This is a genomic window from Lentzea pudingi (genome assembly GCF_014646255.1).
GTDB classification, from domain to species: Bacteria; Actinomycetota; Actinomycetes; order Mycobacteriales; family Pseudonocardiaceae; genus Lentzea; species Lentzea pudingi.
This window is the reverse complement of the sequence record NZ_BMNC01000005.1, coordinates 408,109-433,193: the sequence shown is the minus strand read 5'-3', so window position 1 is coordinate 433,193 and position 25,085 is coordinate 408,109. Positions and strand designations below refer to the sequence as shown.

General features: G+C 69.8%; 25 protein-coding genes, 2 tRNA genes and 1 other RNA gene. 17 read left to right on the top strand and 11 right to left on the bottom strand.

Annotated features, from left to right (window positions below; translation table 11 throughout):
* Positions 1-105: 105 nt before the first annotated feature.
* The 4 genes from IEY88_RS20920 (at position 106) to IEY88_RS20905 (ending at position 2,000) form a co-directional block, all read left to right on the top strand.
* Positions 106-276: an antitoxin gene (locus IEY88_RS20920; protein WP_189156458.1), complete on the top strand. Its 171-nt coding sequence runs from the start codon at positions 106-108 to the stop codon at positions 274-276.
* Complete coding sequence (locus IEY88_RS20915) at positions 277-918, top strand: putative glycolipid-binding domain-containing protein (protein ID WP_189156457.1); 642 nt, start codon at positions 277-279, stop codon at positions 916-918.
* 104 nt (positions 919-1,022) lie between these two features.
* The gene (locus IEY88_RS20910; RefSeq protein WP_189156456.1) at positions 1,023-1,829 is read left to right on the top strand and encodes a DUF5753 domain-containing protein; all 807 of its coding nucleotides are present in this window, start codon (positions 1,023-1,025) and stop codon (positions 1,827-1,829) included.
* A gap of 12 nt (positions 1,830-1,841) precedes the next feature.
* Positions 1,842-2,000: a DUF397 domain-containing protein gene (locus tag IEY88_RS20905; RefSeq protein ID WP_189156455.1), complete on the top strand. Its 159-nt coding sequence runs from the start codon at positions 1,842-1,844 to the stop codon at positions 1,998-2,000.
* Here the strand turns inward: IEY88_RS20905 and IEY88_RS20900 are convergent.
* Positions 1,997-4,111 (bottom strand): S9 family peptidase, encoded by a 2,115-nt coding sequence (locus IEY88_RS20900; protein ID WP_189156454.1) that lies wholly within the window; start codon positions 4,109-4,111, stop codon positions 1,997-1,999. The genes IEY88_RS20905 and IEY88_RS20900 overlap by 4 nt on opposite strands.
* 27 nt (positions 4,112-4,138) lie before the next feature.
* Positions 4,139-4,738 (bottom strand): DUF4097 family beta strand repeat-containing protein, encoded by a 600-nt coding sequence (locus IEY88_RS20895; RefSeq protein WP_189156453.1) that lies wholly within the window; start codon positions 4,736-4,738, stop codon positions 4,139-4,141.
* A gap of 187 nt (positions 4,739-4,925) precedes the next feature.
* Here IEY88_RS20895 and IEY88_RS20890 point away from each other — a divergent pair, with 187 nt between their 5' ends.
* Positions 4,926-5,636 carry a helix-turn-helix domain-containing protein gene (locus IEY88_RS20890; protein ID WP_189156452.1) on the top strand — a complete coding sequence of 237 codons (711 nt, stop codon included), beginning with the start codon at positions 4,926-4,928 and terminating at the stop codon, positions 5,634-5,636.
* Here IEY88_RS20890 and IEY88_RS20885 read toward each other — a convergent pair.
* From IEY88_RS20885 to IEY88_RS20865, 5 genes are read right to left on the bottom strand one after another with little or no spacing between them, the layout of a single operon-like run.
* Complete coding sequence (locus IEY88_RS20885; protein WP_189156451.1) at positions 5,633-6,817, bottom strand: thiolase family protein; 1,185 nt, start codon at positions 6,815-6,817, stop codon at positions 5,633-5,635. The genes IEY88_RS20890 and IEY88_RS20885 overlap by 4 nt on opposite strands.
* Before the next feature lie 19 nt (positions 6,818-6,836).
* Positions 6,837-8,555, bottom strand: a complete 1,719-nt coding sequence (locus IEY88_RS20880; RefSeq protein ID WP_189156450.1) for a hypothetical protein — start codon at positions 8,553-8,555, stop codon at positions 6,837-6,839.
* Between the two features lie 18 nt (positions 8,556-8,573).
* A complete protein-coding gene (locus IEY88_RS20875; RefSeq protein WP_189156449.1) occupies positions 8,574-10,118 on the bottom strand; it encodes a fibronectin type III domain-containing protein in 1,545 nt (514 codons plus the stop codon).
* 9 nt (positions 10,119-10,127) lie between these two features.
* Positions 10,128-11,075 (bottom strand): prephenate dehydrogenase, encoded by a 948-nt coding sequence (locus IEY88_RS20870; RefSeq protein ID WP_444543335.1) that lies wholly within the window; start codon positions 11,073-11,075, stop codon positions 10,128-10,130.
* Positions 11,076-11,100: 25 nt separating this feature from the next.
* Positions 11,101-12,306 carry a M20 metallopeptidase family protein gene (locus IEY88_RS20865; RefSeq protein WP_189156447.1) on the bottom strand — a complete coding sequence of 402 codons (1,206 nt, stop codon included), beginning with the start codon at positions 12,304-12,306 and terminating at the stop codon, positions 11,101-11,103.
* Positions 12,307-12,366: 60 nt separating this feature from the next.
* Between IEY88_RS20865 and IEY88_RS20860 the strand changes: the two genes are divergently transcribed.
* The 4 genes from IEY88_RS20860 (at position 12,367) to IEY88_RS20845 (ending at position 13,915) form a co-directional block, all read left to right on the top strand.
* Positions 12,367-12,855, top strand: coding sequence for a tRNA adenosine deaminase-associated protein (locus IEY88_RS20860; protein WP_189156446.1), 489 nt, complete (start codon positions 12,367-12,369; stop codon positions 12,853-12,855).
* Positions 12,856-12,869: 14 nt separating this feature from the next.
* Positions 12,870-13,301 carry a nucleoside deaminase gene (locus tag IEY88_RS20855; RefSeq protein WP_229693628.1) on the top strand — a complete coding sequence of 144 codons (432 nt, stop codon included), beginning with the start codon at positions 12,870-12,872 and terminating at the stop codon, positions 13,299-13,301.
* Between the two features lie 32 nt (positions 13,302-13,333).
* A tRNA-Ser gene (locus IEY88_RS20850) sits at positions 13,334-13,418 on the top strand.
* A gap of 170 nt (positions 13,419-13,588) precedes the next feature.
* Positions 13,589-13,915 carry a hypothetical protein gene (locus IEY88_RS20845; RefSeq protein ID WP_229693584.1) on the top strand — a complete coding sequence of 109 codons (327 nt, stop codon included), beginning with the start codon at positions 13,589-13,591 and terminating at the stop codon, positions 13,913-13,915.
* A gap of 41 nt (positions 13,916-13,956) precedes the next feature.
* On the opposite strand, the gene IEY88_RS20840 is transcribed toward IEY88_RS20845, so the two are convergent.
* Both IEY88_RS20840 and IEY88_RS20835 read right to left on the bottom strand, forming a co-directional pair.
* On the bottom strand, positions 13,957-14,724 hold the full coding sequence (locus IEY88_RS20840) for a maleylpyruvate isomerase family mycothiol-dependent enzyme (RefSeq protein WP_189156444.1): 768 nt from the start codon (positions 14,722-14,724) through the stop codon (positions 13,957-13,959).
* 2 nt (positions 14,725-14,726) lie between these two features.
* Positions 14,727-15,497, bottom strand: a complete 771-nt coding sequence (locus IEY88_RS20835) for a maleylpyruvate isomerase family mycothiol-dependent enzyme (protein WP_189156443.1) — start codon at positions 15,495-15,497, stop codon at positions 14,727-14,729.
* A 199-nt stretch (positions 15,498-15,696) separates the two neighbouring features.
* Here IEY88_RS20835 and IEY88_RS20830 point away from each other — a divergent pair, with 199 nt between their 5' ends.
* Positions 15,697-18,138, top strand: a complete 2,442-nt coding sequence (locus IEY88_RS20830) for a DUF8508 domain-containing protein (RefSeq protein WP_308426002.1) — start codon at positions 15,697-15,699, stop codon at positions 18,136-18,138.
* Positions 18,139-18,163: 25 nt separating this feature from the next.
* Here IEY88_RS20830 and IEY88_RS20825 read toward each other — a convergent pair whose 3' ends face one another.
* Both IEY88_RS20825 and IEY88_RS20820 read right to left on the bottom strand, forming a co-directional pair.
* The gene (locus tag IEY88_RS20825) at positions 18,164-18,832 is read right to left on the bottom strand and encodes a GOLPH3/VPS74 family protein (protein WP_189156442.1); all 669 of its coding nucleotides are present in this window, start codon (positions 18,830-18,832) and stop codon (positions 18,164-18,166) included.
* A gap of 124 nt (positions 18,833-18,956) precedes the next feature.
* Positions 18,957-19,041 (bottom strand) — tRNA-Ser (locus IEY88_RS20820).
* Between the two features lie 244 nt (positions 19,042-19,285).
* On the opposite strand from IEY88_RS20820, the gene IEY88_RS20815 reads away from it, so the two are divergent.
* The 7 genes from IEY88_RS20815 (at position 19,286) to IEY88_RS20785 (ending at position 25,072) form a co-directional block, all read left to right on the top strand.
* Complete coding sequence (locus IEY88_RS20815; RefSeq protein WP_189156441.1) at positions 19,286-19,447, top strand: hypothetical protein; 162 nt, start codon at positions 19,286-19,288, stop codon at positions 19,445-19,447.
* A 68-nt stretch (positions 19,448-19,515) separates the two neighbouring features.
* Positions 19,516-19,848: a YciI family protein gene (locus IEY88_RS20810; RefSeq protein WP_189156440.1), complete on the top strand. Its 333-nt coding sequence runs from the start codon at positions 19,516-19,518 to the stop codon at positions 19,846-19,848.
* A gap of 3 nt (positions 19,849-19,851) precedes the next feature.
* The gene (locus tag IEY88_RS20805; RefSeq protein ID WP_189156439.1) at positions 19,852-21,030 is read left to right on the top strand and encodes an RNA polymerase sigma factor; all 1,179 of its coding nucleotides are present in this window, start codon (positions 19,852-19,854) and stop codon (positions 21,028-21,030) included.
* Positions 21,027-21,599 carry a maleylpyruvate isomerase family mycothiol-dependent enzyme gene (locus IEY88_RS20800; RefSeq protein ID WP_189156438.1) on the top strand — a complete coding sequence of 191 codons (573 nt, stop codon included), beginning with the start codon at positions 21,027-21,029 and terminating at the stop codon, positions 21,597-21,599. The genes IEY88_RS20805 and IEY88_RS20800 overlap by 4 nt, the downstream gene beginning before the upstream one ends.
* A gap of 18 nt (positions 21,600-21,617) precedes the next feature.
* An RNA gene (gene ffs, locus IEY88_RS20795) (signal recognition particle sRNA small type) lies at positions 21,618-21,712 on the top strand.
* Positions 21,713-21,743: 31 nt separating this feature from the next.
* On the top strand, positions 21,744-23,771 hold the full coding sequence (locus tag IEY88_RS20790) for a DNA polymerase III subunit gamma and tau (RefSeq protein WP_189156437.1): 2,028 nt from the start codon (positions 21,744-21,746) through the stop codon (positions 23,769-23,771).
* A gap of 287 nt (positions 23,772-24,058) precedes the next feature.
* Complete coding sequence (locus tag IEY88_RS20785; RefSeq protein ID WP_189156436.1) at positions 24,059-25,072, top strand: ABC transporter substrate-binding protein; 1,014 nt, start codon at positions 24,059-24,061, stop codon at positions 25,070-25,072.
* The last annotated feature ends 13 nt before the right edge of the window (positions 25,073-25,085 follow it).

Here is a 25,085-nt window from a genome sequence, read left to right as displayed (position 1 = left end):
CTCGTTTCACGGAGCCGACTTGTCCAGGCGCAGTTAGCGTGATCGCTGGCTATCAACACGCGGGCCCTACTCGGGTACCCTGCGTCAGGGACGAAGGAGCACGACATGAACTTCGACGAGATCAAGAACAAGGCCCTCGACCTCGCTGAGCAGAACCACGAGAAGGTCGACCAGGGCGTGGACGCCGCGGCGGACTTCATCGCAGGCAAGTTCGGTCACGAACAGCAGGTCGACTCGGTCGCCGAGAAGATCAAGGACATCCTTCCAGGTGGATGAGTGAACTCCTTCAACGCCACTGACGCTGGGCGGGTCACCTCCTCCGGAGAGACCCGCTCTCCTTCTGCCCGCCGCCCGGACATGATCACCTGGCAGGGCATCCACGAGCCGCGGCTCGAGCAGGTCCGCCTGCTCCTGTCGAGCGACCAACGCCTCCGCGCGTCGGGCCGCCTCGTCGCCGCCGGCCCCGACGAGCAGTTCAACGCCTCCTTCGAGGTGTCCGTGGGTGAGAGCGGCCAGGTCAACCGGCTGCTGCTGCGCACGGCCACCGTCCTCGAAGAGCGCCAGTGCTCCCTGTCGAGGACCGAGGACGGCGCCTGGCTGGTGGACCACGGCCAGGGCAGCAAGCGCGAGACGTTCAACGACGCCCTCGACGTCGACGTCCAGTTCGCCGTGCTGTTCAACGCCATCCCGATCCGGCGGCTGAACCTGCACCGCGAACCGGGCGAGCACGCGCTGCCCGTCGTCCGCGTGTCCCTGCCCGACCTGACGGTCAAGGCCGTCACCCAGACCTACAAGACCGTCTCGGTCGGCGACGAGGTCTCGGTGGTGCGGTTCAAGAGCGGCGGGTTCGAGCAGAACATCAAGGTCGACCCCAACGGCCTCGTCGTCGAGTACCCGTTGATCTCGAAGCGGATTTAGAAGCGCTCCAAGAAGTACTTCCTTCGTGGCGAGTCGGGCCCGAACGATGGAAGAGCCGGGCCCGGTGGTTCTAGCTTCCGACCATGCCGAAACGATTCTCGAGCGTGGTCGGCCGCTCGTTCGGTGATGGCGTCCGCGACGCCATCCAGTCCACCGGGATGACGCAGCGGCGGATCGCCGAGTTGCTCGACTGGGAAGAGGCCAAGGTCTCCGACCTGGTCAAGGGCAAGGGCGGCGTCACAGAGGTAGAGGTGGCGATGCTCCTCGGCCTCTGCACGGTGAAGCCGGACGAAGCCCGCCGCCTGCTCGCGCTCTTCAGGGAGACCAGGGAAAAGGGATACCTGGAGTTCAACGACGGCGTGCCCCAGCAGCTGACGACGTTGATCGACCAGGAGCGGCTCGCCAACAAGGTCTTCGTGTGGGCGATGGACCTCATTCCCGGTCTCGTCCAACTCGAGCAGTATTCCGCCGAGGTCGTGCGCGCGGTTCCGAAGATATCGGCCGAACAGGTTGCCGAGATCGTGGCCGCCAAGGCCGGACGGAAGACGGTCTTCCACCGGAGCCGTGAGTTCGTCTTCTACATCCACGAACAGGCCTTGCGGCTACAGGTCGGTAGCGCCGAGCTGATGGTCGAGCAGCTGAACGAACTCCTTCGCATGTCCATCCGGCCCTATGTGAGCGTGAGGGTCGTTCCGCTCTCGATCGGCGTACATGCCGGACTCGCGGGTTCGTTCACCAGGCTCGGCTACGCGAAGTTCGAGCCGGTGGTCTACCTGGAGAGCCACAACTCCAACCTGTTTCTCGAGGACAAGGGCTCGATCACCGTCTACGACAATGTGCTGGAAGCCCTCGCCGTCCAGGCCTTGGATGAGGAACAATCGAGGGAGTTGATCACAAGCTTGCTTGCGTGAGGAGACGGGCACATGACGACCTGGCGGAAGAGCAGCTACAGCGGCACTTCGAGCGACTGCGTCGAGGTCGGTCGTGGCGTCGGCATCCGGGACAGCAAGGCGCCGACCACGCACCTGCCCGTGTCGGACAAGGCGTGGTCGGCGTTCCTGGCCGACGTGAAGGTTCGCTAGAGCATCTCTCCCAGCACCTCGGGGTCGATCAGGATCGGCGCGGGCCGGTAGGCGGGCGGCTCGACGCCCATCAACGCACGGACCAGGAAGTCCCAGGCCTTCGTCCGCACGAACGCCATCCGGTCGAGGAACAGGTGCTCGGACCCCGGCACGATCACCATCTCGAACTCCTTGCCGGCCGTGATCAACGCGTCCGCGAGGCGCAGCGAGTGGTCCGGGTGCACGGTGTCGTCGAGTTCGCCGTGCACCAGCAACAGCTTGCCCTGCAACCGGTCCGCGAGCTCGACGTTCGAGGCGCGCTCCCAGGCTGACGGGTTGTCGGCGCCGTCGACGCTCTCGGCCCAGCCCAGTCCGATGCACCGGGCGTCGTGCGAGCCGGACAGTGCGACGCCTGCCTTGTAGGTCTCCGGGAAGGCGAGCATCGCCCGTCCGGCAGCGAACCCGCCGCCGGAGTGGCCCATCACGCCGACCCGTTCGAGGTCCATCCACGGCCGTGACTCGACCAGCTGGTGCAGTGCCGCGACGTGGTCCTCCAGGCTGCCCGCGCCAGCGAGGTTGCCGTACGACACGTCGAGGAAGGCCTTCGAACGGCCCGGTGTGCCACGTCCGTCGATCGCCACCACCACGAAACCGAGTGCTGCCAACGGTTCCGCGTCGAGTCCCATGCCGCCGGGGTCGAAGCACGGGTCGACCCTCGTGACCTGCGGGCCGGGATAAACGCTGTCCACCACGGCATAGCTGTTCGACGGGTCGAAGTCGCGCGGCTTGTAGAGCACGCCGTAGATGTCCGTCGTGCCGTCGGCCGCCTTGACGCAGAAGCGTTCCGGCGCGGTCCAGCCTGTGGCGAGCAGGCGGCTGATGTCGGCGATTTCCAGCGACATCAGCACTTCTCCGTCCCATGAACGGACTGTCGTCACCGGAGGCGTGTCCACAGTGGACGCTGAGTCGACGAAGTACGTTCCGTCGGGCGAGACCGTGACGACGTGGTCCAGCGAGTCGTCGGTGACGATCCTGAACCCGTTGCCGTCCAGTCCGACCTGGCACACGGTGCGCCGGTACGGGTCCTCCGCGACCAGTCCGCTTGCCGTGAACGAGACGAGACGTCTCGTCTCGTCAACGTGCAGGATCTCGCGGACCAGCCAGGAGCCCGAGGTGACCTGGCCCAGCAACGCGCCGGTGTGCAGGTCGTAGCGGTAGAGGTGGCCCCAGCCGTCGCGCTGCGAGAACCACAGGACCTCGTCGGCGAGCACTCGGACGAGGGGCATGCCGTACATGACCTGGTTGGGGCCGATGCGGGTGGAGTCCGTCTCGCTCACCACGACCCGGACCTCGCCGGACGTGGCGTCCATGCGGTTCAGGGTCAGGGTGTGCTGGTCGCGGGGGCGGGAGAGGAAGTAGACGGCCGTGCTGTCGTCGGACCACCACGCCCAGCCCGCCATGAGCGGTGAGAACTCCGGCATGAGCAGCGGATCGCACTGGGCGAACGCCGTCGTGCCCGCCTCCACGTCGAACACGACCAGTTCGGCCAGCGGCATGTCCGCGTCGCCGGGGTAGGCGTAGTGCTGGGTGTGCGTGACCGGGGCGCCGCCGCCGGCCGGGCGAGACTCGATGAGGTGCGTCTTGCGGACGCCCCGCTGGTCGGTGCGGTGGGCGAGGACCTTGGACGAGTCCGGGGACCACGCCAGCGCCGGCGGCATGTGCGGGAGGCCGAACTTGCGCATCAGCGTGCCGTAGCTCATGGCGTCCGGGCCGTAGCCGTAACCGTGGCCCTCGACGCCGTCGGTCGTGAGCGCCCATTCCTCCTCGCCCGAGCGGGCCCAGAGGTCGTGGCCCCGGCGTGAGACCGCGACCTTGCCGTCCGGTGACGGCACTTCCAGCGGGTTGCCGGGGGTCGGCAGGAACGGCGTCGGGTCGAAGTCGGCGGTGCGGGTGCCCGCGGCCGGGTCCACGACGACGAACTGGCGTGCGGCGCCGTCGCGGACCTGGTACCAGAAGCGGCGGCCGTCCTCGATCCACTGTGGACGGACCTTGTCACCGACGACGAGTTCACCGGGGGCCGCCGGGCGGCGGAGGAGTTGTTCTGCGGCTTGGTAGTTGGCGTCGGTGATCACGGTGATGTCTCCCCAGTCAGAAGGTGGTCAGAGGCTGCGGGCGGTGATGTCGCCGTACGACGTGGTGGCGCGGATGGTGATCTCGGTCGTGCCGTCGTTGCGCAGCGAGTTGGTGACGCGGCCGTACGCGGTGCCGGCGTCGAGGGCGGCCGAGCGGCCGGAGGCGACGGTGATGTCGCCCTTCTGCGTGGTGATCTCGGCGGAACCGTTGAGGCGGCCGATGGTGACGTCGCCCGCCTGCGTCGAGACGGTGACGTTCGAGGCCTCGTCGATCTTGATGTCGCTCTGCGCGGCCTCGAAGGCGATGTCGCCGAGCCGGCCGACGCCGCGGAACTCGGCGCTGGCGGCCTTCGCCTCGACGCGGGAACCGGCGGGCAGCTGGACGGTGATCTCGACCGACCCGGAGGAGCCGAGGACCTTGTTGCCGGCCTTGGTCGTGACGCGCAGGACGCCGTCGGAGAAGTCGACCTCGATCTTCTCGGCGGCCTTCACGTCGCGGCTCTGCGAGGCGTTGGCCGGCAGGACCTCGACGGCGGTGTCGGCGCGGTCGGCGGCGATGAACTGGACGCGGCCGGCGGGGATGTCGAGGACGGCGGCGATGGGGGCGGGGGTGGCGAAGGTCTGCATCTCGGGCTCCTGTGGCTCGTTGTTTCTGATGATGGAAAAGCTACGTTGCGTTTCCAGATTTCACCAACAACTTCGTTGCGACGAGAACGCATTACACCAGTTCAACGCCCTAATATCGTTGCAACGGGATGTGAAGCTAACGCAACGCACGTTGCAATGGGGTGTCGACGAACGCTATGCTCCGCGCATGCCAGGAGGTCGACTCACCCAGCAGGAACGCCGCCAGATCGCCATCGGCCTCGCCGACGGCCTCGCGTACGCGGAGATCGCGAGGAGCCTCGACCGGCCGACCTCGACGATCACGCGCGAGGTCATGCGCAACGGAGGTCCGGCCGGCTACAAGGCCGACATCGCCCAGCTCACCACCGAACGCCGGGCCCAGCGCCGCAAGCAGGCCACGCCCCGAAGGCAGGCCGTCGAACGGGCCGACGGACGCGACCCGGAAGCGGTGCGGGAGTTCGAGGAGGTGTTCTCGGGCATCTTCGTGGGCCAGGGGTTGCCGAAGATGACGGCGAGGGCGCTCGCGAGCCTCTACGCCACCGACTCCGGCAGCCTCACCGCGTCAGAACTGGTGGGGCACCTGCAGGTCAGTCCGGCGACGGTCTCGAAAGCCATGTCGTACCTGGAAGGTCAGGGTCTCATCGGCCGCGTGCGCGACGAACGCCGCCGCGAGCGCTACGTCGTCGACGACGGCGACATCTGGTACCAGTCGATGATCGCGAGCGCCGCCGGCACGACGACGCTCGCCGAGGCCGCGCGCCAGGGCGTCAGCAGCCTCGGCCCCGGCACTCCCGCGGCCGTCCGGCTGGAGAACATCGCGCGGTTCCTCGACTTCGTCAGCGAGAGCATCGTGCGCGCGGCCGAACAGGCGCGCGACATCCTGCACTCGAAGCGTTAGACGCGCACCGCCACGGCCACACCCTGGCCCACACCGACGCACGCCGCCGCGATGCCGACGCCGCCACCCCGAGCCCGCAGGTGGCGGCACAGGTCGATGATCACGCGCGGCATCGAGGCGCCGAGCGGGTGTCCGTAGGCGATCGCGCCGCCGTGGACGTTGACCTTCTCCTTGTCGATCTCGGGCAGGTGGTGCACGACGGACAACGCCATCGCGGCGAAGGCCTCGTTGATCTCCCACAGGTCGACCTGACCGGCGTCGAGGTGCAGGCGCTTCACCAACTTCCGGATCGCCGACACGGGCGCGATGGTGAAGCGGTGCGGTTCCTCGCCGGTGGTCGCGCTGCCGATCACCTCACCCAGCGGCTCGACGCCCAGTTCCGACGCGATCGCTTCCGTACCGAGCAGAGCAGCGAGTGCACCGTCGTTCAACGGAGACGCGTTGCCCGCCGTCACCGAGCCGTTCTCCGAGAACGCGGGCTTCAGCTTGGCCAGCTTCTCGGTGCTGGTGTCCGCGCGGACGTTCTCGTCGCGCCGGATCGCCGTCCCGTCCGGCAGTTGCACGGGGAACGCGAACCCTTCGTGCACGCCCGCGTCCCAGGCCGCGGCGGCACGCCGGTGCGAGCGCAGCGCGAAGTTGTCCATCTGCTCGCGGGTGATCCCGAGTTCGTGGGCCACGTTCTCGGCGGCCAGCCCCAACGGGATCGTGTAGTGCTTGGGCATGCGCGGGTTCACGAGCCGCCAGCCCAGCGCCGTCGACACGGTCTCCAGCCGGTCGGGGAAGGCCTTGTCCGGCCGGGCCGTCACGAACGGCGCCCGCGACATCCCCTCGACCCCACCGGCGATGATCAGGTCGGCGTCCCCGGTGATCAGCGCACGGGCGCCCTGGATGATCGACTCGCCGCCGGACGCGCACAGCCGGTTCAGCGTCACGCCCGGCACGGAGACCGGCAACCCCGCCAGCAACGCGGCCATGCGGGCGACGTTGCGGTTGTCCTCGCCGGCACCGTTCGCGTCACCCAGCAGCACGTCGTCGATGCGCGCCAGGTCGAGCGACGGGTAGCGGCGCAGCAGGTCGATGATGGGCAGCGCGGCGAGGTCGTCCACCCGGATGCCGGAGAGACCTCCCCGGTACTTCCCGAACGGCGTGCGGGCGGCGTCGATGATCAGTGCGCGTGCCATGAGAACCATCTTGGAGCAATCAGGGCTTCAGCAAAAAGGGAACGTAACCCGTTTCGGGGTGCACCTCTGAATCGGTGCTGAAGGCCTTCACCTCGACGGCGTGCGGTCCGGCGGTCAGGGCGGCGGTGTTGAGTGAAATCCGCCACCGGCCTGCCGCGGCAGGTCCGTCGGCAGTCGTCGGGACAGTCGCGACGTGGTTGCCGTCGAGCCGGATCTCGAACCCGGCCAGGCCCGCCACGGACGCGTTGAGGGCGTTGATCCGCACCTCCAGGACCACGCGGCCCCGGTTGAAGGCGGCGCCGTTCTCGATGGGCTGGCCACCGGCGTCCAGCACCTCGGGGACCGGGTCGGCGAGCGTCGGCTTCGCGTCCACCAGCGGTTCGGCGGTCTCGCGCTGGGCGATGCTGCGGGGGCCGGTCAGCTCGACGTCGGTGTGGGTGACCTGGACGCGTTCCTGCGTGACCAGCTGGACGTTCAGGTTGTCGGTGAAGGCCTCCCTGGGCAGGTCGGCGACGGCTGGGTACTCCGCGCCCGGCTTCCACGGCACGCCCTCGACGGCAGGCCTGAGCGGCACCTGGACGCCGTTGACCTTCACGGCGGTGATGGGTTCGCTCTCGCGCGACGGGATCATGGCGATGCGCAGCTGACCTGCGGTGACGTCCGCGAGGGGAAGGGCGCTGGTGCTGGCCGGACCGTCCACGCGCACCTGCGGTGTCGGGCCGGTGCTCGGGGCGTCGGCCTTGGCGGTGCGGTAGCCGATCAGGTCGATGCCGGCGCGGATCCGGTCGCCCGCCAGCGCCGCGACGCCCACCAACGCCGTCGCCTCGCGCCACTGCGGCACGAACGGCGAGGTGGCGAGGACGTCGCCGTCGCGCACGACCTGCACTCCGGCGGGCGTCAGCACGATCTCCCAGCGCACCGTCACGCCCGGCAGCGCGGCGGGGACGGGCTTGACCGTCGTGCCGTTCGGGACGAGCTCGAGGATCGAGTTGCCCGCGTTGTCGGTGGAGACCGTGGCGCGGACGGTGTTCGGCGGCACCGGTTCGCCCTGCACGCTGACCGGGCCCGGCACGAGGTCGAGCAGCAGCTTGCCGCCGGTGCTCGGGGCGTCGGTCTCGACCACGAGCCGGCTCTCGGCGTCGTCGCGGACGAACGGCGTGCGCGACCTGAGCGTGACCGCGCGCGTGCCGCAGCTGCTGCTGATGACCAGGCGGTCGTGGTCGTCCTCGTCGCCCGAGGTGGCGCGGGCGCAGTCGGTGCGCTTGGAGAGCCTCCACCGCTGCAGGTCGGGCTCGGCGGGGGCGTCGAAACGGTCGGCGAACGTGTACGGCGCGTTGTCGGCGCGCGGGGTCGCCTTGGTCCTGGCGGGCTGTGAGCGCTGGCCGAACGAGTCGACGGCGCGGATGTCGATCTGCTGCTCGCGCTCGTTCTCCAGGCCGTTGAGCTGGGTGCCGGGCCGCGTGACGAGCCGGACCTTCTCGCCCCACCGCACCTCGTACGCGGGTGCGTCGCCGGACCAGTTGAGCTGGATCTTGTGGTGACCGGCGCGCGCGACGACGTTCGCCGGTGTCGCCGGGCGACCCGTCGCACCCGGCACCAGGAGCTGTTCCGCCGTGTACGCCTTGAGCTTCGTCGGCGGCGGGGGAGCCGTGGGCAGGTCGCTCCCGCCGGTGTCGCGCAGCACGATCACGCCCGCCACCAGCGCGAGTCCCGCGACTACGAGGACGACCCGCTTCATAGCGGTCACGCTAGGGGTTCACCCCAGCCCGAACACGGTTTCCGCGATAACGGGTTCGCCACCGTCCGCCGGAAGGACGCTCAGCTTGAGCCGAGCGTCCGACCCGGGGGTCAGGTTCCCGGTGTCGAGCCAGAACTCGTGCCTGCCGGGGACACCGGGACCCTGCTCGTTCGTGGGCAGCGCGACGATCCGCCTGCCGTCGAGTTCGAGCTCGATGCCGCGGTGGCCGATGTCGTTGAGCTCGGCCGTGACGAGGACGCGTCCCTTGGCGGGCAACGGCTGCGGGGGCTTCGCGCCGTCCTCGTGCATGACGTGCAGGCGGGGGCCGCCGGTCTTGATGCCGCCCGGCCGGTCCACGAGCCGGGGGAGCGCGCCGGGGCGGCTCTCGGGCTTGCGGACGACCACGAGCCGCGCCTCCTGGGCGGGGATCCTCCCGGCGTTGAGCGGCACGTCGGTGACGGTGACCTGGTTGCCCTGCGCTTTGACGAGCTTCACGGCGACGACGTCCTGCGGCAGGTCGACGTCCTGGTCGAGCGGGATGACCTCGGTGGGCACGACGCGTTCCGGCACGCCCCCGACGCCGAACGCGTCCAGGAACCCGCCGCCGTCGATGCGGATCCGCGGGTGCACCACGCGTTCCGTGATCGCGACGGGCTCGTAGGCGACCACGACGCCGTCCCGCAGCGCGACCACGGCGTCCGGCAGCACCCGCATCTCCCACCGGTGCCGCACGCCCGCGACCAGTCCGGTCATGGGGGAGTCGCCGAGGGCGATCTGCTTGCCGGTGCGGGGGAGTTCCGGGTCCGCGATGATCCGCGTGCCCTGCGTCGTGATGTCGAGGCTGACCGCGCCCCTGGGCTGCGCGTCGGTCTCCTTCAGGTACTGCCACGGGTCGGGCAGCAATGTCAGCCGCACGTGACTCGACTCGACCGCGCCCGCGACGCTGATGATCGCCCGGCCGGTCGCGCCGTCGGTCGCGGGCACCCCGAAGCGGATGGGCGTGTTCGACTGGAAGGCCGCCATCGGGCAGTCGACGTCGACGCGCTTGCCGGGCCCGAACGGCCGGAGACCGAGGCAGTCGGCTTCGGCCTCCACCCGCCACTTGCGCGGGTCGAGCGCTTCCGGGCCGTCGAACCTGTCCGGCTGGCCGACGAGCTGGTCGTCCCACTTGCCGTTGTAGAGGTCCTTGGGCCTGGCGGCGAGCTTGAGCGGCTCACTGCGCTTGCCGGTGGCGCTGACCGCCCGGATCTCGACCTGCGTCTCGTCGTCGGGGTTCAGCCCCGGCAGTTCGACCTCGGGCGTGGGCACGAGCTGCTCGTTGCCGTTCCAGCGCACCTCGTAGGCGGACGCCGAGCCGTTCCACGCGATCTGCAGCGCGTCCACGTCGAGCGCCTGCGCCCTCGGGTTCGCGGGCTTCATCGGCTCCTGCAGCGCCACGACCTCGACGCCGTCCGCGATCTCCTTCTTGAGGGTGTCCGGCGCGTCGCCACTGCGGAGCGCCACGACGGCGGCCACGACGAGCGCAAGACCACCGAGCCCACCGGCGAGCGTCCGTCGATCCACCCGGCGACCCTACGACGTTTCCGCTTGGGCGGTGCTGCCGTTCAGACCAACCACGCGTCCGCCGCGCGACCCCAGGTTGCGCAGCGCGGCCAGTGCTCCCGGCTTGGTCAGGTCGATCGTGACCGGGGTGCGGTCAGGCTGGTTGACCAGCGCGTTCCTGCCCTCGTGGCCGGCCTCGATGGTCTTCGCGAGACCTCCGGTGGACGCCAGCGAGCCCCGCGCCGCGCCGAGCCTGCCCAGCGCGTCGTCGACGGCCATCAGCAGCGCGTCCCGGTTGCCCTCGCACATCGCCCGCACGAGCTCTGGCCGGCTGCCCGCGACCCGCGTCCCGTCGCCGAAGCTGCCCGCCGCGAGCGCCATGGCCAGCGGTCCGCCGTCGGCCCCGACCGCCGCGAGGACCGCCGCCATGATGTGCGGCAGGTGGCTGATCCGCGCCACGGCCTCGTCGTGCTCCTCGGGCGTCGTCGGCACCACGTGCGCCCCGAGGTCGAGCGCGAACCGGATGACGTCGTCGAGGTGGTCGTCGGCCTCCTCTGGCGTGACGACCCACGCGGCGTTCTCGAAGAGGGTCGCCGTGCCCGCGTCCCAGCCGCTCCTGCTCGTGCCGGCCATCGGGTGCCCGCCGACGAACCGCGCGTGCGGCGCGTACCGGTGCACCGCGTCGTGCACGGGCCCCTTGACGCTCGTGACGTCCGTGAGCCTCGTGCCCGCGGGGATCTTGCGCAGCAGGTCGGGCAGCGCGGGCATGGGTACGGCGAGGACGACCAGCGCCTCGGGGTTGCGGCTGAGGGCCTCGTCCACGCTCACGATGTCGAAGCCCTCAGCGCGTGCCTTGTCCGCGTCCTCTTTGCTCGCCGTCGCACCCCACACCGTGCGACCGGCAGCCTTGGCGGCTCGCAGCACGGAGCCGCCGATCAGTCCCAGTCCGATCACGCACACGTCTCGCACGGCGCCCATCATTCCGTGCGACGCGTACCTGCAACTACCGGAGGGCGTCCAGCGCGAACGCCGCGTACATCGCGACCCCGTGCTCCATGGCGGCCTCGTCGAACAGCACCCGGTTCGAGTGGTTCGGCGCGGCCTCCTCCAGGTCGACCCCGCGAGGGCAGGCGCCGAGGAACGCCAGCGCCCCGGGCACCCGTTGCAGCACGTACGAGAAGTCCTCCGCGCCCATCAGCGGGTCCTGCATGGGCTCGCTCCACGAGGCGCCCATCGCCGTGGCGGCCAGGTCCACCACGTGCTTGCCGACGACGTCGTCGTTCACCGTCACCGGGTAGCCCGGCACGATGCTGACCTCGGCATGACAGCCGTAGGCGGCGGCCGTGTGCTTCACGGCCTGCTTGAGCTCCTTGTGCACGAGCGCGCGCGTCTCCTCGGACAACGTGCGGATCGTCCCGTCGAGCGTCGCGACCTCGGGGATGATGTTCGTCGTCGTACCGGCGTTGATCTGCGCGACCGTCACCACGGCGGGCTGGTGCACGCTGATCCGCCGTCCGAGCATCGTCTGGATGGCCCCCACCATCGCCGCGGTCGCCGGCACCGGGTCCAGCGCGTTGTGCGGCATCGCGCCGTGGCCGCCGCGCCCCTTCACGTGCACGTGGAACGTGTCCGCGGACGCCATCATCGGACCGGGCCGGCACGTCACCACGCCGGACTTCATGGTCGACGTGATGTGCAGCGCGAACGCCTTCTCCACGCCGTCGTCGAGCAGCCCCTCCTCGATCATGTACCGGGCGCCGTGGTGGCCCTCCTCGCCCGGCTGGAACATGAACAGCACGCGACCCTTGAGCGCATCACGCCGGTCGGCCAGCAGACGGGCGGACGAAGCCAGCATCGCCACGTGCGTGTCGTGCCCGCAGGCGTGCATGTTGCCGTCCACTTCGGACGCGAACGGCAGCCCGGTCTCCTCCTGCAGCGGCAGGCCGTCCATGTCGCCGCGCAGCAGCACCGTCGGCCCCGGCTGGTCGCCCTCGAGCACCGCCACGACCGACGTGGTCGACTCGCCCTTGGTGACCTTGAGCGGCAGCCCCTCCAGCGCGTGCAGGATCGACGCCTGCGTCCTGGGGTTCTGAAGGCCCTGCTCAGGGTGTTTGTGGATCTGACGGCGCAGCGACACCGTGCGGGGCTGCAGTGCGCGCGCGCCTTCGAGCAATCCGGCGAGACGGGGGTCCGGCGTAGTTGTGCTCATCTACCGATGGTGCCACCACCTCGGCTACCGGGAAGGTCGTCTGGGCCCTACGGTGTGCACATGACACAGCAGGAGCCGGTCAACGGCTTCGCGGTCGCGGTGGTCCGGGAGGACGGCCGCTGGCGGTGCAACCGGATGGACAGCTCCGCGCTGTCGGAGCTGGACGCGGCGATCACGGAGCTGCGCCAACTGAGGTCGACCGGAGCCGTTTTCGGGCTCCTCGCGGTCGACGACGAGTTCTTCATCGTTCTCCGCCCCGTGCCAGGCGGAGTCGCGCTGCTGCTGTCGGACGCAGCCGCCGCCCTCGACTACGACATCGCGGCCGACGTGCTGGACCTGCTCCGCGTCGACCCTCCCGACGAGGAGGACAACGAGCTCTGGCCGGAAGGTGACCTGGGCGTCCTGTCCGACCTCGGCATGCCCTCGCACGAACTCCAGATCATCGTCGACGAGGTCGACCTCTACCCGGACGAGCAGCTCCAGATGATCGCCCAGCGCATCGGCTTCATCGACGAGTTCACGAAGCTGCTCGACACGATCCAAGCGTGATCCCCGCAGAGGACATGGTCCGCGCCGCTCTTGCCGCGGCTTCGAGTGCAGGCGCGGACGTCCCGATCGGCGCCGTCGTCTTCGCCCCGGACGGCTCCGTGCTCGCCGAGGCCTGCAACGCCCGCGAGGCACTGGGCGACCCGACGGCCCACGCCGAGATCCTGGCGTTGCGCGCGGCCGCTGCCCGGTTCGGCGACGGCTGGCGTTTGGACGGCTGCACCCTCGCGGTGACGCTGGAACCGTGCACGATGTGCGCCGGCGCACTGGTGCTCGCCCGCGTGTCCCGTCTCGTCTTCGGCGCCTGGGAGCCCAAGACCGGCGCGGTGGCCTCGTTGTGGGACGTCGTGCGCGACCGGCGGCTCAACCACCGGCCGGAGGTGCAGGGCGGTGTGCTGGAGGCGGAGTGCGCTGACCTGCTGGAACGCTTCTTCCGGACCCAGCGTTAAAACGGCTTCGACGGCTGTGTATTGTTCTTATCGGTGGCGTGTCCGAGCGGCCGAAGGAGCACGCCTCGAAAGCGTGTGAGGTTAACGCCTCCGTGGGTTCAAATCCCACCGCCACCGCTGTTGAAGGGCCCCGGAGCGATCCGGGGCCCTTCTTGCGTTCTCGGGCCGTTCCGCGCTGGAGCCCTGGCTGAGCGCGCCTGTCGAAACCGCTAGAAATGTTGATCCATCAACCTTCGTCCGGTAATCGTTGTCAGTGGGCGCACCGATCTACCTCGAAGGAGCGAAGGATGCGCAATGCGTTGACCCGCACCGTGATCGGCCTCGTGTCGGCCGTGGCGCTGGCGGGAGCTGTGGCCGGCCCCGCGACGGCGGCACCCGCGGACCCCGAGACCGGGCTGTCGTTCTACGCCCACAAGGAGTTCAAGCTCATCAAGAACTTCCCGCAGCCCGACGGCGGGTGCCACCTGGTGCCGGCCGGTGCTGACCTGCTGGTCGGCTGGAGCGGTCTGACGAACGTCCTCGCCTACTCCACGCCGGACTGCACCGGTCAGGCGACGTCGCTCGGCACGTTGCGGAGCGTCGACTCCGGCGACGTGTCCTTCCGCACCGAGTAGCGGTACTTCGAGCAGCGGGCCTTGTGCGGGCCCGCTGCTCGTCAGAACCTCATCGCGGCCAGGAACTTCTCCAGCAGATCGGTGTCGCCGCGCACCCGGAGCCCTTCGGTCCCACGCCGCTGGTACAGCGCGAGCAGGATGTCGAACGCCGGACCGCGCACCGTCACCGCCGGCTTCTTGCGGCCCTCGAGCATGCGCATGGTCTCCCCGCCCAGGTCGACCGTCCACTCCTGCAACGTGTCGGTGGCCTGGAAGTAGAGCCGGCCGGACCCGAGCAGCTCGGCGGCGGCCGGTCGCAGGTCGAAGATGATGTCCACGATGGTGGTCATCCACTCGTACAACGCGTCGTAGGCGACTCGCTCGTCGATCTCGAACGGCAGGCCGAGCGCCTCGAAGGCGTCGCGCCGGTGCATGACCGTCTCGTGCGCCATCCGCCTCGACCAGAAGTCCGGTCCCGGCTGGCCGGGCCGCAGCACCGCGATCATCGCGAGGCGGTCGGCGGGCATCGCGTCCGCGAGCAGCGTCGCGCCCTCGATGAGCCACGGCCCCAGGTCGGCGGCCGTCTCACCGGCGTACTCCTCGACGGTGTGCGCCTTGCTGAGCGACCTGTCGACCTCCGGGAACCGCTCGCCGACCATCTGTGCGATCCACCGGTGCGCGTAGCCGACGTGGCGCAGCAGTTGGTTCAGCGTCCATCCGGGAGTGGCCGGCACCGGGACCGACAGATCGGCGCCCTCGATCCCGGCGACCAGCAGCGAGGTCTCGGAGACGATGGTGTCCAAGCGTTCCCGGTAGCTCAGTGCGCCCATGGTCAAAAACGTACGCGCTCCACCATCAGCGAGAGCAGGTCCGCGTCCCCGAACACCTCCAGCCCCTCCAACGACCGCCGCCGGTACACGGCCAGCACCAGGTCGACCACGGGTCCGCGCAACGCCACGTCAGCCTTCGCGTGCCCCTCCGACACCACCGGCAGCGGGCCGGTGAGATCGATCACGAACTCCGCCTCGGTGTCCGTCGCGTGCAGGTGCACGGTGCCGGAACCGACGAGAGCCGCGGTCTCGGAAGGCCATCGTGAGAACGCGTACGGCAGGGCGAGACCGGTCCACTCGCGCAGCGTGTCCTGGGCGATCTCGGGGTCCAGCGAGAACGGCACGCCGAGGGCGTCGCAGGCGTCCCACCTGTGGATCACCGTCTCGTGCGTCATCCGGCGCGACCACACGCGCGGGCCCGGGTGGCCGCCCAGCGGCGCGATCATCTCGTCCGGGTCGACCTCGCGGAGGACCTCCGCGAGAGAGGCCGCGCCCTCCCGCAGCCACGGGATGAGCACTGACGTCGACTCACCCACATACGACGACAGGAGTTGTGCGCCGTTGCGGGAGAAGTCGATCTCCGGGAGTCTGTCGCGGAGCATCGAGTCGGCCCAGCGGTGCGCGTGGCCGACGTGGCGGAGCAGCTGGTTGAGGGACCAGTCCGGCGTCGACGGGACCTGAACGCCCAGGTCAGCGTCGTCCAGGGCGGTGACCAGCAGTTCGGTCTGGTTGATGATCTCGGCGCAGCGGCGCTCGTAGCTCGGAATCCCCACGAGCCGACTGTAGGGACGCCGGCCGGTGCCTGGGAGGGGCCCACTGGCCGGCGTTCCGGAACCGATCATACACCATGATCGAACACTTGTTCGAGTGATCATTGATGGGCCAACCGGTTAACCGTTAGTAACAACGGCTACCAAAGCTCACTCGATCGGGGAAAGATGCGGCGATCCGCCGCATCCCCTGGAGGAAGTTTTGAGACCCACCCTGCCCGTCGTCGGGACAGCGGTGGCGGCACTCGTGCTCGCCGCCGTTCCCGCCGTCGCCGCACCGAGCACGGACGCGTTGATCTCCGAGGTCTACGGGGGCGGCGGCAACTCCGGCGCCACGCTGACCCAGGACTTCGTCGAGCTCGCCAACAAGAGCGCCGCGGCCGTCGCCCTCGACGGTTACAGCGTCCAGTACATCTCCGCGAGCCCCGGCGCGAGCACGCAGTGGGGCGTCACCCCGCTCGCCGGTTCGATCGCTCCCGGCAAGACGTACCTCGTCGCCGAGGCCAAGGGCACCGGCGGCACCGTCGAGCTGCCTGCCCCGGACGCCACCGGCACCCTCGCCATGAGCGCCACCAACGGCACCATCGCGCTGGTCAGCGGCACCGCGCCGCTCACCTGCAAGACGGCCGCCGACTGCGCCGCCGACACGCGGGTCAAGGACCTCGTCGGCTACGGCACCGCCGTCGTGCGCGAGGGCACCGCGGCACCGGCGCTGAGCAACACCACCTCGGTCGCGCGCCCCACCGGCCTCGCGGACACCGACAACAACTCCACCGACTTCGCGGCCGGTGACCCCACCCCGACCAACTCCAAGGGCGAGACCCCGGGCGGCGGCGACCCGGACCCCGACCCCGATCCCGACCCGACCCCCGGCGACAAGCGCATCCACGACATCCAGGGCGTCACGCGCATCTCGCCGCTCAACGGCCAGAAGGTCACCAACGTCCCCGGTGTCGTCACCGGCACGCGCGCCTCGGGTGACCGCGGCTTCTGGATCCAGGACACGACGAGCCCGGACGCCGACCCGCGCACCAGCGAGGGCGTCTTCGTCTACACCGCGGGCAGCGCGCCGACCGTCGCGGTGGGCGACAGCGTGCTCGTCAGCGGCACGATCGCGGAGTACCGGCCCGGCGGTGAGACGGGCTCCAACCAGACCCTCACCGAGATCACCGCGCCCACCACGACCACGCTCTCCAAGGGCAACCCCGTTCCGGCGCCGGTCGTCGTGAAGAACGTCCCGGCCGGCTACCTGCCCGCGCCCGGCGGCAGCATCGAGCAGCTCCCGCTGGAGCCCGCGAAGTACGGCCTCGACTACTTCGAGTCGCTCGAAGGCACGCTCGTGCAGGTCGACGACGCCCGCGTCGTGGGCCCGAGCAACACGTTCGGCGAGGTCTGGGTGACGGTCAACCCCGACCAGAACCGCAACCAGCGCGGCGGCACCACGTACCCGAGCTACGACCAGCAGAACAGCGGTCGTCTCAAGATCAAGGCTGTCGGCACGCTGCCCGCGGCCAACGTCGGAGACGTCTTCTCCGGCGCGACCGTGGGTGCCATGGAGTACACGAACTTCGGCGGCTACACGCTGGCGGCGCTCAAGCTCGGCACGCACACATCGTCGAACCTGCAGCGCGAGATCACGGCGCAGCAGAAGGAGTCCGAGCTCTCGGTCGCGACCTACAACGTCGAGAACCTCGACCCGTCCGACCCGCAGGACAAGTTCGACCGGCTCGCCGACGGCGTCACGACGAACCTGCGCAGCCCGGACGTCGTTGTGCTGGAAGAGATCCAGGACAACAACGGCGCGACGAACGACGGTGTCGTCGCGGCGGACCAGACGCTGCAGAAGTTCTCCGACGCGATCGTCGCCAAAGGCGGCCCGCGCTACCAGTGGCGTCAGATCGACCCGGAGAACCTCAAGGACGGCGGCGAGCCCGGCGGCAACATCCGCGTCGGCTTCTTCTTCAACCCGCAGCGGGTGTCCTTCGTGGACCGTCCGGGCGGCGACTTCAAGACGCCCGTCCAGGTCGTGAAGAAGAACGGCCGCGCGGCCCTTTCCGTGTCACCGGGCCGGATCGACCCGCTCAACGACGCGTGGGCGAACAGCCGCAAGCCGCTCGCCGGTGAGTTCAAGTTCCGCGGCCGCACGGTCTTCGTCGTCGCGAACCACTTCAACTCCAAGGGCGGCGACGAGGCCATCCACGGCCGCAACCAGCCGCCGAACCGCACGTCCGAGGTGCAGCGCGGCAAGCAGGCCACGGCGCTGAAGGCGTTCACGGAGCAGCTCCGCGCGGTCGACAAGGGCGCCAACGTGGTGCTCGCGGGCGACCTGAACGACTACCAGTTCTCGCCCGCGCTCAAGACGCTGACCGGTGACGGCAACCTCAAGGCGCTGATCGAGACGCTGCCCGTCAACGAGCGGTACAGCTACGTCTTCGAGGGCAACTCGCAGACGCTCGACCACCTCGTGCTGAGCAAGAACATCACGCGCTTCAGCTACGACGTGGTCCACATCAACGCGGAGTTCGCCGACCAGGCGAGCGACCACGACCCGCAGATCGTCCGCACCCGCCCGTCCACGGGTGACGCGAACGTCGACAGGATCGTGTTCGCGCTCGAAGACCTGATCGACTGCCTCAAGAAGTAACGGCCTCAACGCTGCCGTCGTCGCGTCATCCGGCACCGGACGACGCGGCGGCGGCAGAGGCCGTTGCGGCGGCCACCCCGGCCTGGATCGCCTCGACGGCCCTGCGCACGGCGTCACCCGCCCAGTTGCCGGCCGCGATGCCCTTGGCCCGCTCGGTCATGGCGCGCTTGTCGCCGTCGAACACCTTGTGCACGGCCTTCACCGCGTGCAGCAACGTGATCAACGACCCCGTGCGCGCATCGGCACCCCGGTACCCGGACGCGACCTCGCCGACGGCCTTGCGCACCTCCAAGGCCACGGTTTCCTTGGTGATCACGTAGCGCTTGCCGGGGAAGATCCCGAGCACCTTCCGCGATTCCACGCGCACGATCCCACGGGCTTCGAGCTGTGCGGCGACGTTGTCGCGCACGTTCTTCCGCAGGCGTTCCACGGCTCGTTGCGGCTTCATCGGCTTGTCGAACCTGCCGATCGCCTCCTGCAGCACCGGGTCCTTCAACGGCGTCGGGTCGACGATCTGGAGCTTCTTCCCGTTGGGCTCGAACGCGATGCGGCCCGAGTTGACCAGCTCGATGAGCACGGCGCCGGCGAGCGCGTTCTCCACCGACGACGAGTCGGCGTGCAGCTTTCCGGTCTGCTGGTCGAGGAACAGCAGCATCAGGTCTTCGGGCAGCATGCCCCCACGGTAATCCGTCATCGCAGCCTCCTCAGGAGAAACCGCCGGACGCGGCCGGAGGAGCAGCGTCAGGTCTTCGGGCAGCATGTACCCAGAACGCGCGAAGGGCGCCGAACGTTGAACGTTCGGCGCCCTTTTCCGCGAGCGGAGGATACGGGATTTGAACCCGTGAGGGGGTGAACCCAACACGATTTCCAGTCGTGCGCACTAGGCCGCTATGCGAATCCTCCGTGGAGAACCTTACCGGACGGGTGTTCCGGGGCCCAAAACGGGGGGTCGCCCGTGTGGACGCTGACGTCGTCGGGCAGCAGGCCTAGCCTGGTGGGGATACATGGAGGGGAGTACTCCCTAAGCAGCGGTGTCGTCAGTACGGAGTCCAACGTGGGACGCCCGGTGCCGTTGGCCGGTGAGATCGCCGCACCGGCGGAAGAGACCTCCGGTTTAGCCGCTGTGCGCTAAAACCGGAGGCTCCAAGTGCTCGCCCTCATCGACGTTCTCAACGACGTCGCGGGAATCCTCAGCGCGTTCGTCGCCGTTCCCGCCGCGATCGTCACCCTCGTCCACGCCCGGCGTGCCCGGCGCGGCCTCCCGCCAGCGCCCGAGCCCGGTTCCGACGCGACGCCGGAAAAATCTTGAAGCGCCGTGTCGATCTGGCGGTGGCCCGCTCGTCGTGATCCCGTAGGACCGGACCGAGGAGGGCAATCGTGAAGTACATGCTGTTGATCTACGCGGCCGCTGACCAGCAGGCGAGCTGCACGGTCGAGGACTGGATCGCGTACGAGAAGGAGATGAGGGACGCGGGCGTCCTGGTCTCCGGGCACTCGCTGGCCGACCTCGTCACCGCGACCACCGTCCAGGTCGGACAGGACGGCAGGCGCACCGTCACCGACGGGCCGTTCGCCGAGACCCGGGAGGTGCTCGGCGGGTACGACGTCATCGACGTGCCCGACCTCGATGCGGCGCTGGAGTGGGCCGCGAAGTGTCCTGGGTCGCGTGACGGCGGGGCCGTCGTCGTCAGGCCGATCGCAGAGTTCTGAGCGATGAACGTCGAGCAGGTGTTCCGGGAGGAGCGCGGCAGGCTGCTCGCGACGCTGGTCAAGCGCTTCGGCGACCTCGACCTGGCCGAGGAGGTCACCTCCGACGCCGTCGAGGCGGCGCTGAAGCACTGGCCGGTGGACGGGGTGCCGGACCGGCCCGGCGCGTGGTTGCTCACGACCGCGCGCCGCAAGGCCGTCGACCGGCTGCGTCGTGACCAGGTCCACGCGGCCCGGCTCGCGTTGCTGCAGGTGGAGGTGGACCGCGCCGATCCGCCGGTCGCGGACGGGTTGCCGGACGAGCGGCTGGAGCTGTTCTTCACGTGCGCGCACCCGGCGCTGGCCGAGGAGGACCGTGGCGCGCTGGTCCTCCGTTGCCTGGCCGGGTTCACGACGCCCGAGGTCGCGCGGGCCTACCTGGTGCCGGTGACGACGATGCAGCAGCGGATCGTGCGCGCGAAGAAGAAGATCAGGGAAGCGCGCATCCCGTTCCGCGTCCCCGACGAGCACGAGCTCCCGGAACGCCTGCCCGGCGTGCTGCAGGCCGTCTACTCGATCTTCACCGAGGGCTACGCGGCCCAGCGCGCCGAACTGGCCGACGAGGCCGTCCGGCTGGCGAGGATCCTGCGGAACCTGTTGCCCGACCGCGAGGTCACCGGGCTGCTGGCGTTGATGTTGCTGATCCACGCCCGCCGTGACGCCCGTGCCGACCTGTTGGAAGACCAAGACCGTGCGCTCTGGGACCGCGACATGATCGACGAGGGCAGCGCACTGGCCGAGCGCGCGCTCACGGGTGGGTTCGGCCCGTACGGCGTGCAGGCGGCGATCAACGCGTTGCACGACGAGGCACCGGACTTCGGCAGCACCGACTGGCCGCAGATCGTGGCGCTCTACGACGTGCTGGCCAAACTCACGCCGTCACCCGTCGTCGCCCTGAACAGGGCCGCCGCGATCGCCATGCGCGACGGTGCGGAGCCAGGCCTGGAGCTGCTCGACGCGCTGGCCAGCGAACCCCGGCTGCGCGACTACCACCCGTACCGGGCGGCCCGCGCGGACCTGCTGCACCGCCTGGGCCGCGACGCCGAGGCCGCCCAGGCCTACCGCGAGGCCATCGCGCTCGCGGGCACCGAATCCGAACAGGACTTCCTGCGCCGCAGGCTGACCGCCGTCGAGGGGCAATCATGATCATGAAATGGCTGGAGGCCGAACGCCTGGGTGTCGCCGACCTCCTGGAGGACCTCACCGACGACGAGTGGCAGCGCGACACCCTCTGCGCCGGCTGGACCATGCAGACGATGGCCGCTCACCTGACCACGTCCACGCGCACGGGCTGGCGGGACGTGCTGACCGGCGTGGTGAAGGCGCGCTTCGACTGGGAGCGCATGGAGGACGAGAAGGCCCGCGCGATCGCGGCGAGGTTCACCCGGTCGGAGTTGATCGCGCAGATCCGCGAGACCGCCGCCTCGCCGAAGCGCGCGCCGATGGCGGCCCCGATCGATCCGCTGGTCGACTTCCTCGTCCACGGGCAGGACATCGCCCGCCCGCTGGGCCGTGTCCGCGAGATGCCGCTCGAACCGGCGGAGGCGGCCCTCGAACATGTGATGAAGAGCCCGTTCTGGGGCGCTCGCAAGCGTTTCCGGGACACCGGAATTCCCGATCTTCCGGCCCCTGACCTGCTGATGCTCGCCACCGGACGGAAGTTGTCCACACCTGGGGACAACTCTGTGGGCAACTCGAACACACGTTCGATCTAGATCGTTCGCTACACTTGCGTCGGACCTCGTGCGGCACACATCTCGCGAACCTCCCCAGGGCCGGAAGGCAGCAAGGATAAGCGGGCTCTGGTGGGTGCACGGGGTCCCCTTTTCGTGTCGGGGTCCACCGGTACTGTCTGCGGCGTGGCGCTCGCTCTGTATCGCAAGTACCGTCCGGCCACGTTCTCCGAGGTCGTTGGCCAGGAGCACGTGACCGACCCGCTGCGCGTCGCTTTGTCGGCAGGCCGGGTGAACCACGCCTATCTGTTCAGCGGCCCGCGCGGCTGCGGCAAGACGTCGTCGGCCCGCATCCTGGCCCGTTCGCTCAACTGCGCGAAGGGCCCGACGCCCGACCCGTGCGGCGAGTGCAACAGCTGCATCGGCCTGGCCCCGAACGGCACCGGCAGCGTCGACGTCGTGGAACTGGACGCGGCCTCGCACGGCGGCGTGGAAGACGCCCGCGAACTCCGCGACAAGGCCTTCTACGCCCCGGCCGAGGCGAAGTACCGCGTCTTCATCATCGACGAGGCGCACATGGTCACCACGCAGGGCTTCAACGCCCTGCTGAAGATCGTCGAAGAGCCGCCGGACCACCTGATCTTCATCTTCGCCACCACCGAGCCGGACAAGGTCCTCCCGACCATCCGCTCGCGCACGCACCACTACCCGTTCCGCCTGATCCCGCCCGGCCAGATGCGCGCCCTGCTGGAACGCAACTGCGCGGCGGAGGGCGTGGCGGTGGAACCGGCGGTCTTCCCGCTGGTCATCCGGGCGGGCGGCGGCTCGGCCCGCGACACCCAGTCCGTCATGGACCAGCTCCTCTCCGGCGCGGGCCCGGAAGGCGTGACGTACGAGCGGGCCATCACGCTCCTCGGCGTCACCGACTCGGCCCTGATCAACGACGTGGTGGACGGCCTCTCCACGGGTGACGGCGCAGCCGTCTACAGCACCATCGACCGCCTGGTCGACGCGGGCCACGACCCCCGCCGCTTCGCCTCGGACCTGCTCGACCGCCTGCGCGACCTGGTCCTGCTCTGCGCGGTGCCGGACGCGGCGGAGCGCAACCTGGTCAACGTCCCGGAGGACGAACTGGCCACCATGGCGGCCCAGGCGGAACGAATCGGCCCGGCAGCCCTCACCCGCTACGCCGAGATCGTCCACCAGGGCCTGGTCGACATGCGGGGTGCCACCGCGGCCCGCCTCCTGCTGGAACTGCTCGTCTCCCGGATGCTGCTGCCGTCGGCGAGCCAGTCGGAAGCAGCCCTGCTCCAGCGCCTGGAACAGCTGGAACGCCGCCCCCCGGCCGCCATCGCGGCCGCGTCGGGCGACCAGCCGGCGGCCCCCCAGGCCGCTGGAGGCCCGGTCTTCACCAGAAGGTCCCAGCAGCCGGCGGAACCCCCGGCGGCAGCACCGGAACCGCCCCGAGCGGCACCGGTAGCTCCCCAGGTGGTGGCGGCAACCCAGCCCGTCGCCACTCCGGCACCGACCCCGGCACCGCTCCAGCCCGAGCCGGTGGCCCCGGCAGCGGTCCAGGCGCCCGCCCCGGTGGTGCCCGCCGCAACGCCCCAGCCCGCCGCCCCGGCTCCCGTCTCCGGCGGCATGGACGCGACGGCGGTCCGGCGGATCTGGTCGGAACTGCTGGCAGCGGTCCGGGCGACCAGCCGCAGCACCGAGGCGATGCTGACCAACGCCACGGTCGGCGAGGTGGACGGCAACGTGGTGACGATCACCCACACCTCGGCCCCCCTGGCCCGCCGCCTGGCCGAGTCCCGCAACACCGAGGCCATCGCCACCGCGCTGGCCGCGGTCCTGGGCGGCACGTGGCAGGTCCGCTGCACCCACGGTGCCCCAGGTGCCACAGCGCAGGCGTCCACCCCGGCCAAGGTCGCCCGCCCGGCTCCGACGCGCCCGAGCCAGGCCACGAGCGCCCGTCAGCCAGAACCCCAGCAACGGCCGGCTCCACGCCCGCCGGTGGACGACGTCCCGCCCCCGCCGGAACCGCCCGAGCCCGACGACCCCCTGCCGCCGGAGCCGGACGACGAGGAGACGATGCTGGCCGAGGCCGCCCGTCCGGCGGATCCCGACAGCACCCCAGAGGCGCGAGACCCGGAAACGGTGATCCTGAAACTGCTGGCGGACGAACTGGGAGCCCGCCCGCTGAAAAAGGCCTGACGCGATTGAGTGACCGCTCGGACACGCTCGGTTCTGTTTGGGCTGAACGAGGTCACGAATGCGTTGCGCCGATCGCGGATCGGGATGGCTTTGCGCGGCCGAACCGGTCGGTCCGGATCTTCCCGGCCGACCGGAAATGCGTGATCCAGTCCCGAAAATCTGTCTTCGAAGGCCTTCGGAAGGCCTTGGTGAACGTGATCGGTGTCGCAGGCGAGACGTTTGCTTAATTAGGTTAGCCTTGCTTGACTTGGCGCGCTCTTGACCGCGTGCACCGAAAGGGTGTTGCCATGTCCAGCAGGGTTCGTTCGTCCGGCAGAGTTCTGGGGAGCCTCCTCCTCACGGCGGTACTGGGCGTTGGTTTGGCCGCGTGCGGCCAGGTGCAGGACTCGTCCACCCAGCCGACGACTCCCGCGAGCTCGGACCCGTCGGCGTTCCCGGTGAAGATCACGCACAAGTTCGGCACCGCGGAGATCACCAAGGCGCCGTCGCGCGTGGTCGTGGTCGGCACCGCCACCGACGACCTGGACGCCGCGCTGGCGCTGGGCGTCACCCCCATCGCGTTCTTCAACAAGTCCGGTTCGGACGCCGTGCCCAGCTGGCTCAAGGGCAAGCTCGACCCGGCCAAGACGAAGATCGTCAACGCGGCCGCGGGTGTGAACGCGGAGGACGTCGGTGCGCTCACGCCCGACCTGATCCTCGCCACGTCCAGCTACGGGCTCGAGCAGGAGTACCCGAACCTCGCCAAGATCGCGCCCACGGTCGGCTACGCCAGCGACTGGGGCAAGCAGACCTGGCAGGAGCACGTCCAGGTCGTCGCGCAGGCGCTCGGCAAGACCGGTGACGCGAAGAAGGTCGTCGAGACCACCGAGGCCGCGATCGCCAAGTTCAAGAGCGACAACCCGAAGGCCGCCGGCAAGACCTTCACCGCCTCGGTCGGCAACACCGCGGGCAAGATGTTCTCGCTGGTGTCCAAGGAGGACTTCGCGGTCAAGCTGATCGAGCAGGCCGGCCTCACGCTGAGCCCGACCGTCGCCGACGCGACCAAGAACGAGTCCGGCAGCCCGACCGGCACGCTCACCCCGGAGCAGTACGACAAGCTGAAGGCCGACCTGGTGGTCGTCGCGTTCACCACGCCGGACCTGCAGGCCGCGTTCGAGGCCAACCAGCTCGCCGCCGGTCTCAAGGCCGGTAACTACCTGCTCGTCGACATGGAGACCATCTCGGCGCTGCGCTACCCGACGGCGCTCGACATCCCGTGGGTGCTCGAGAAGCTGAAGCCGGGCGTGTCCAAGCTCGCCTGACACACCAACGAAA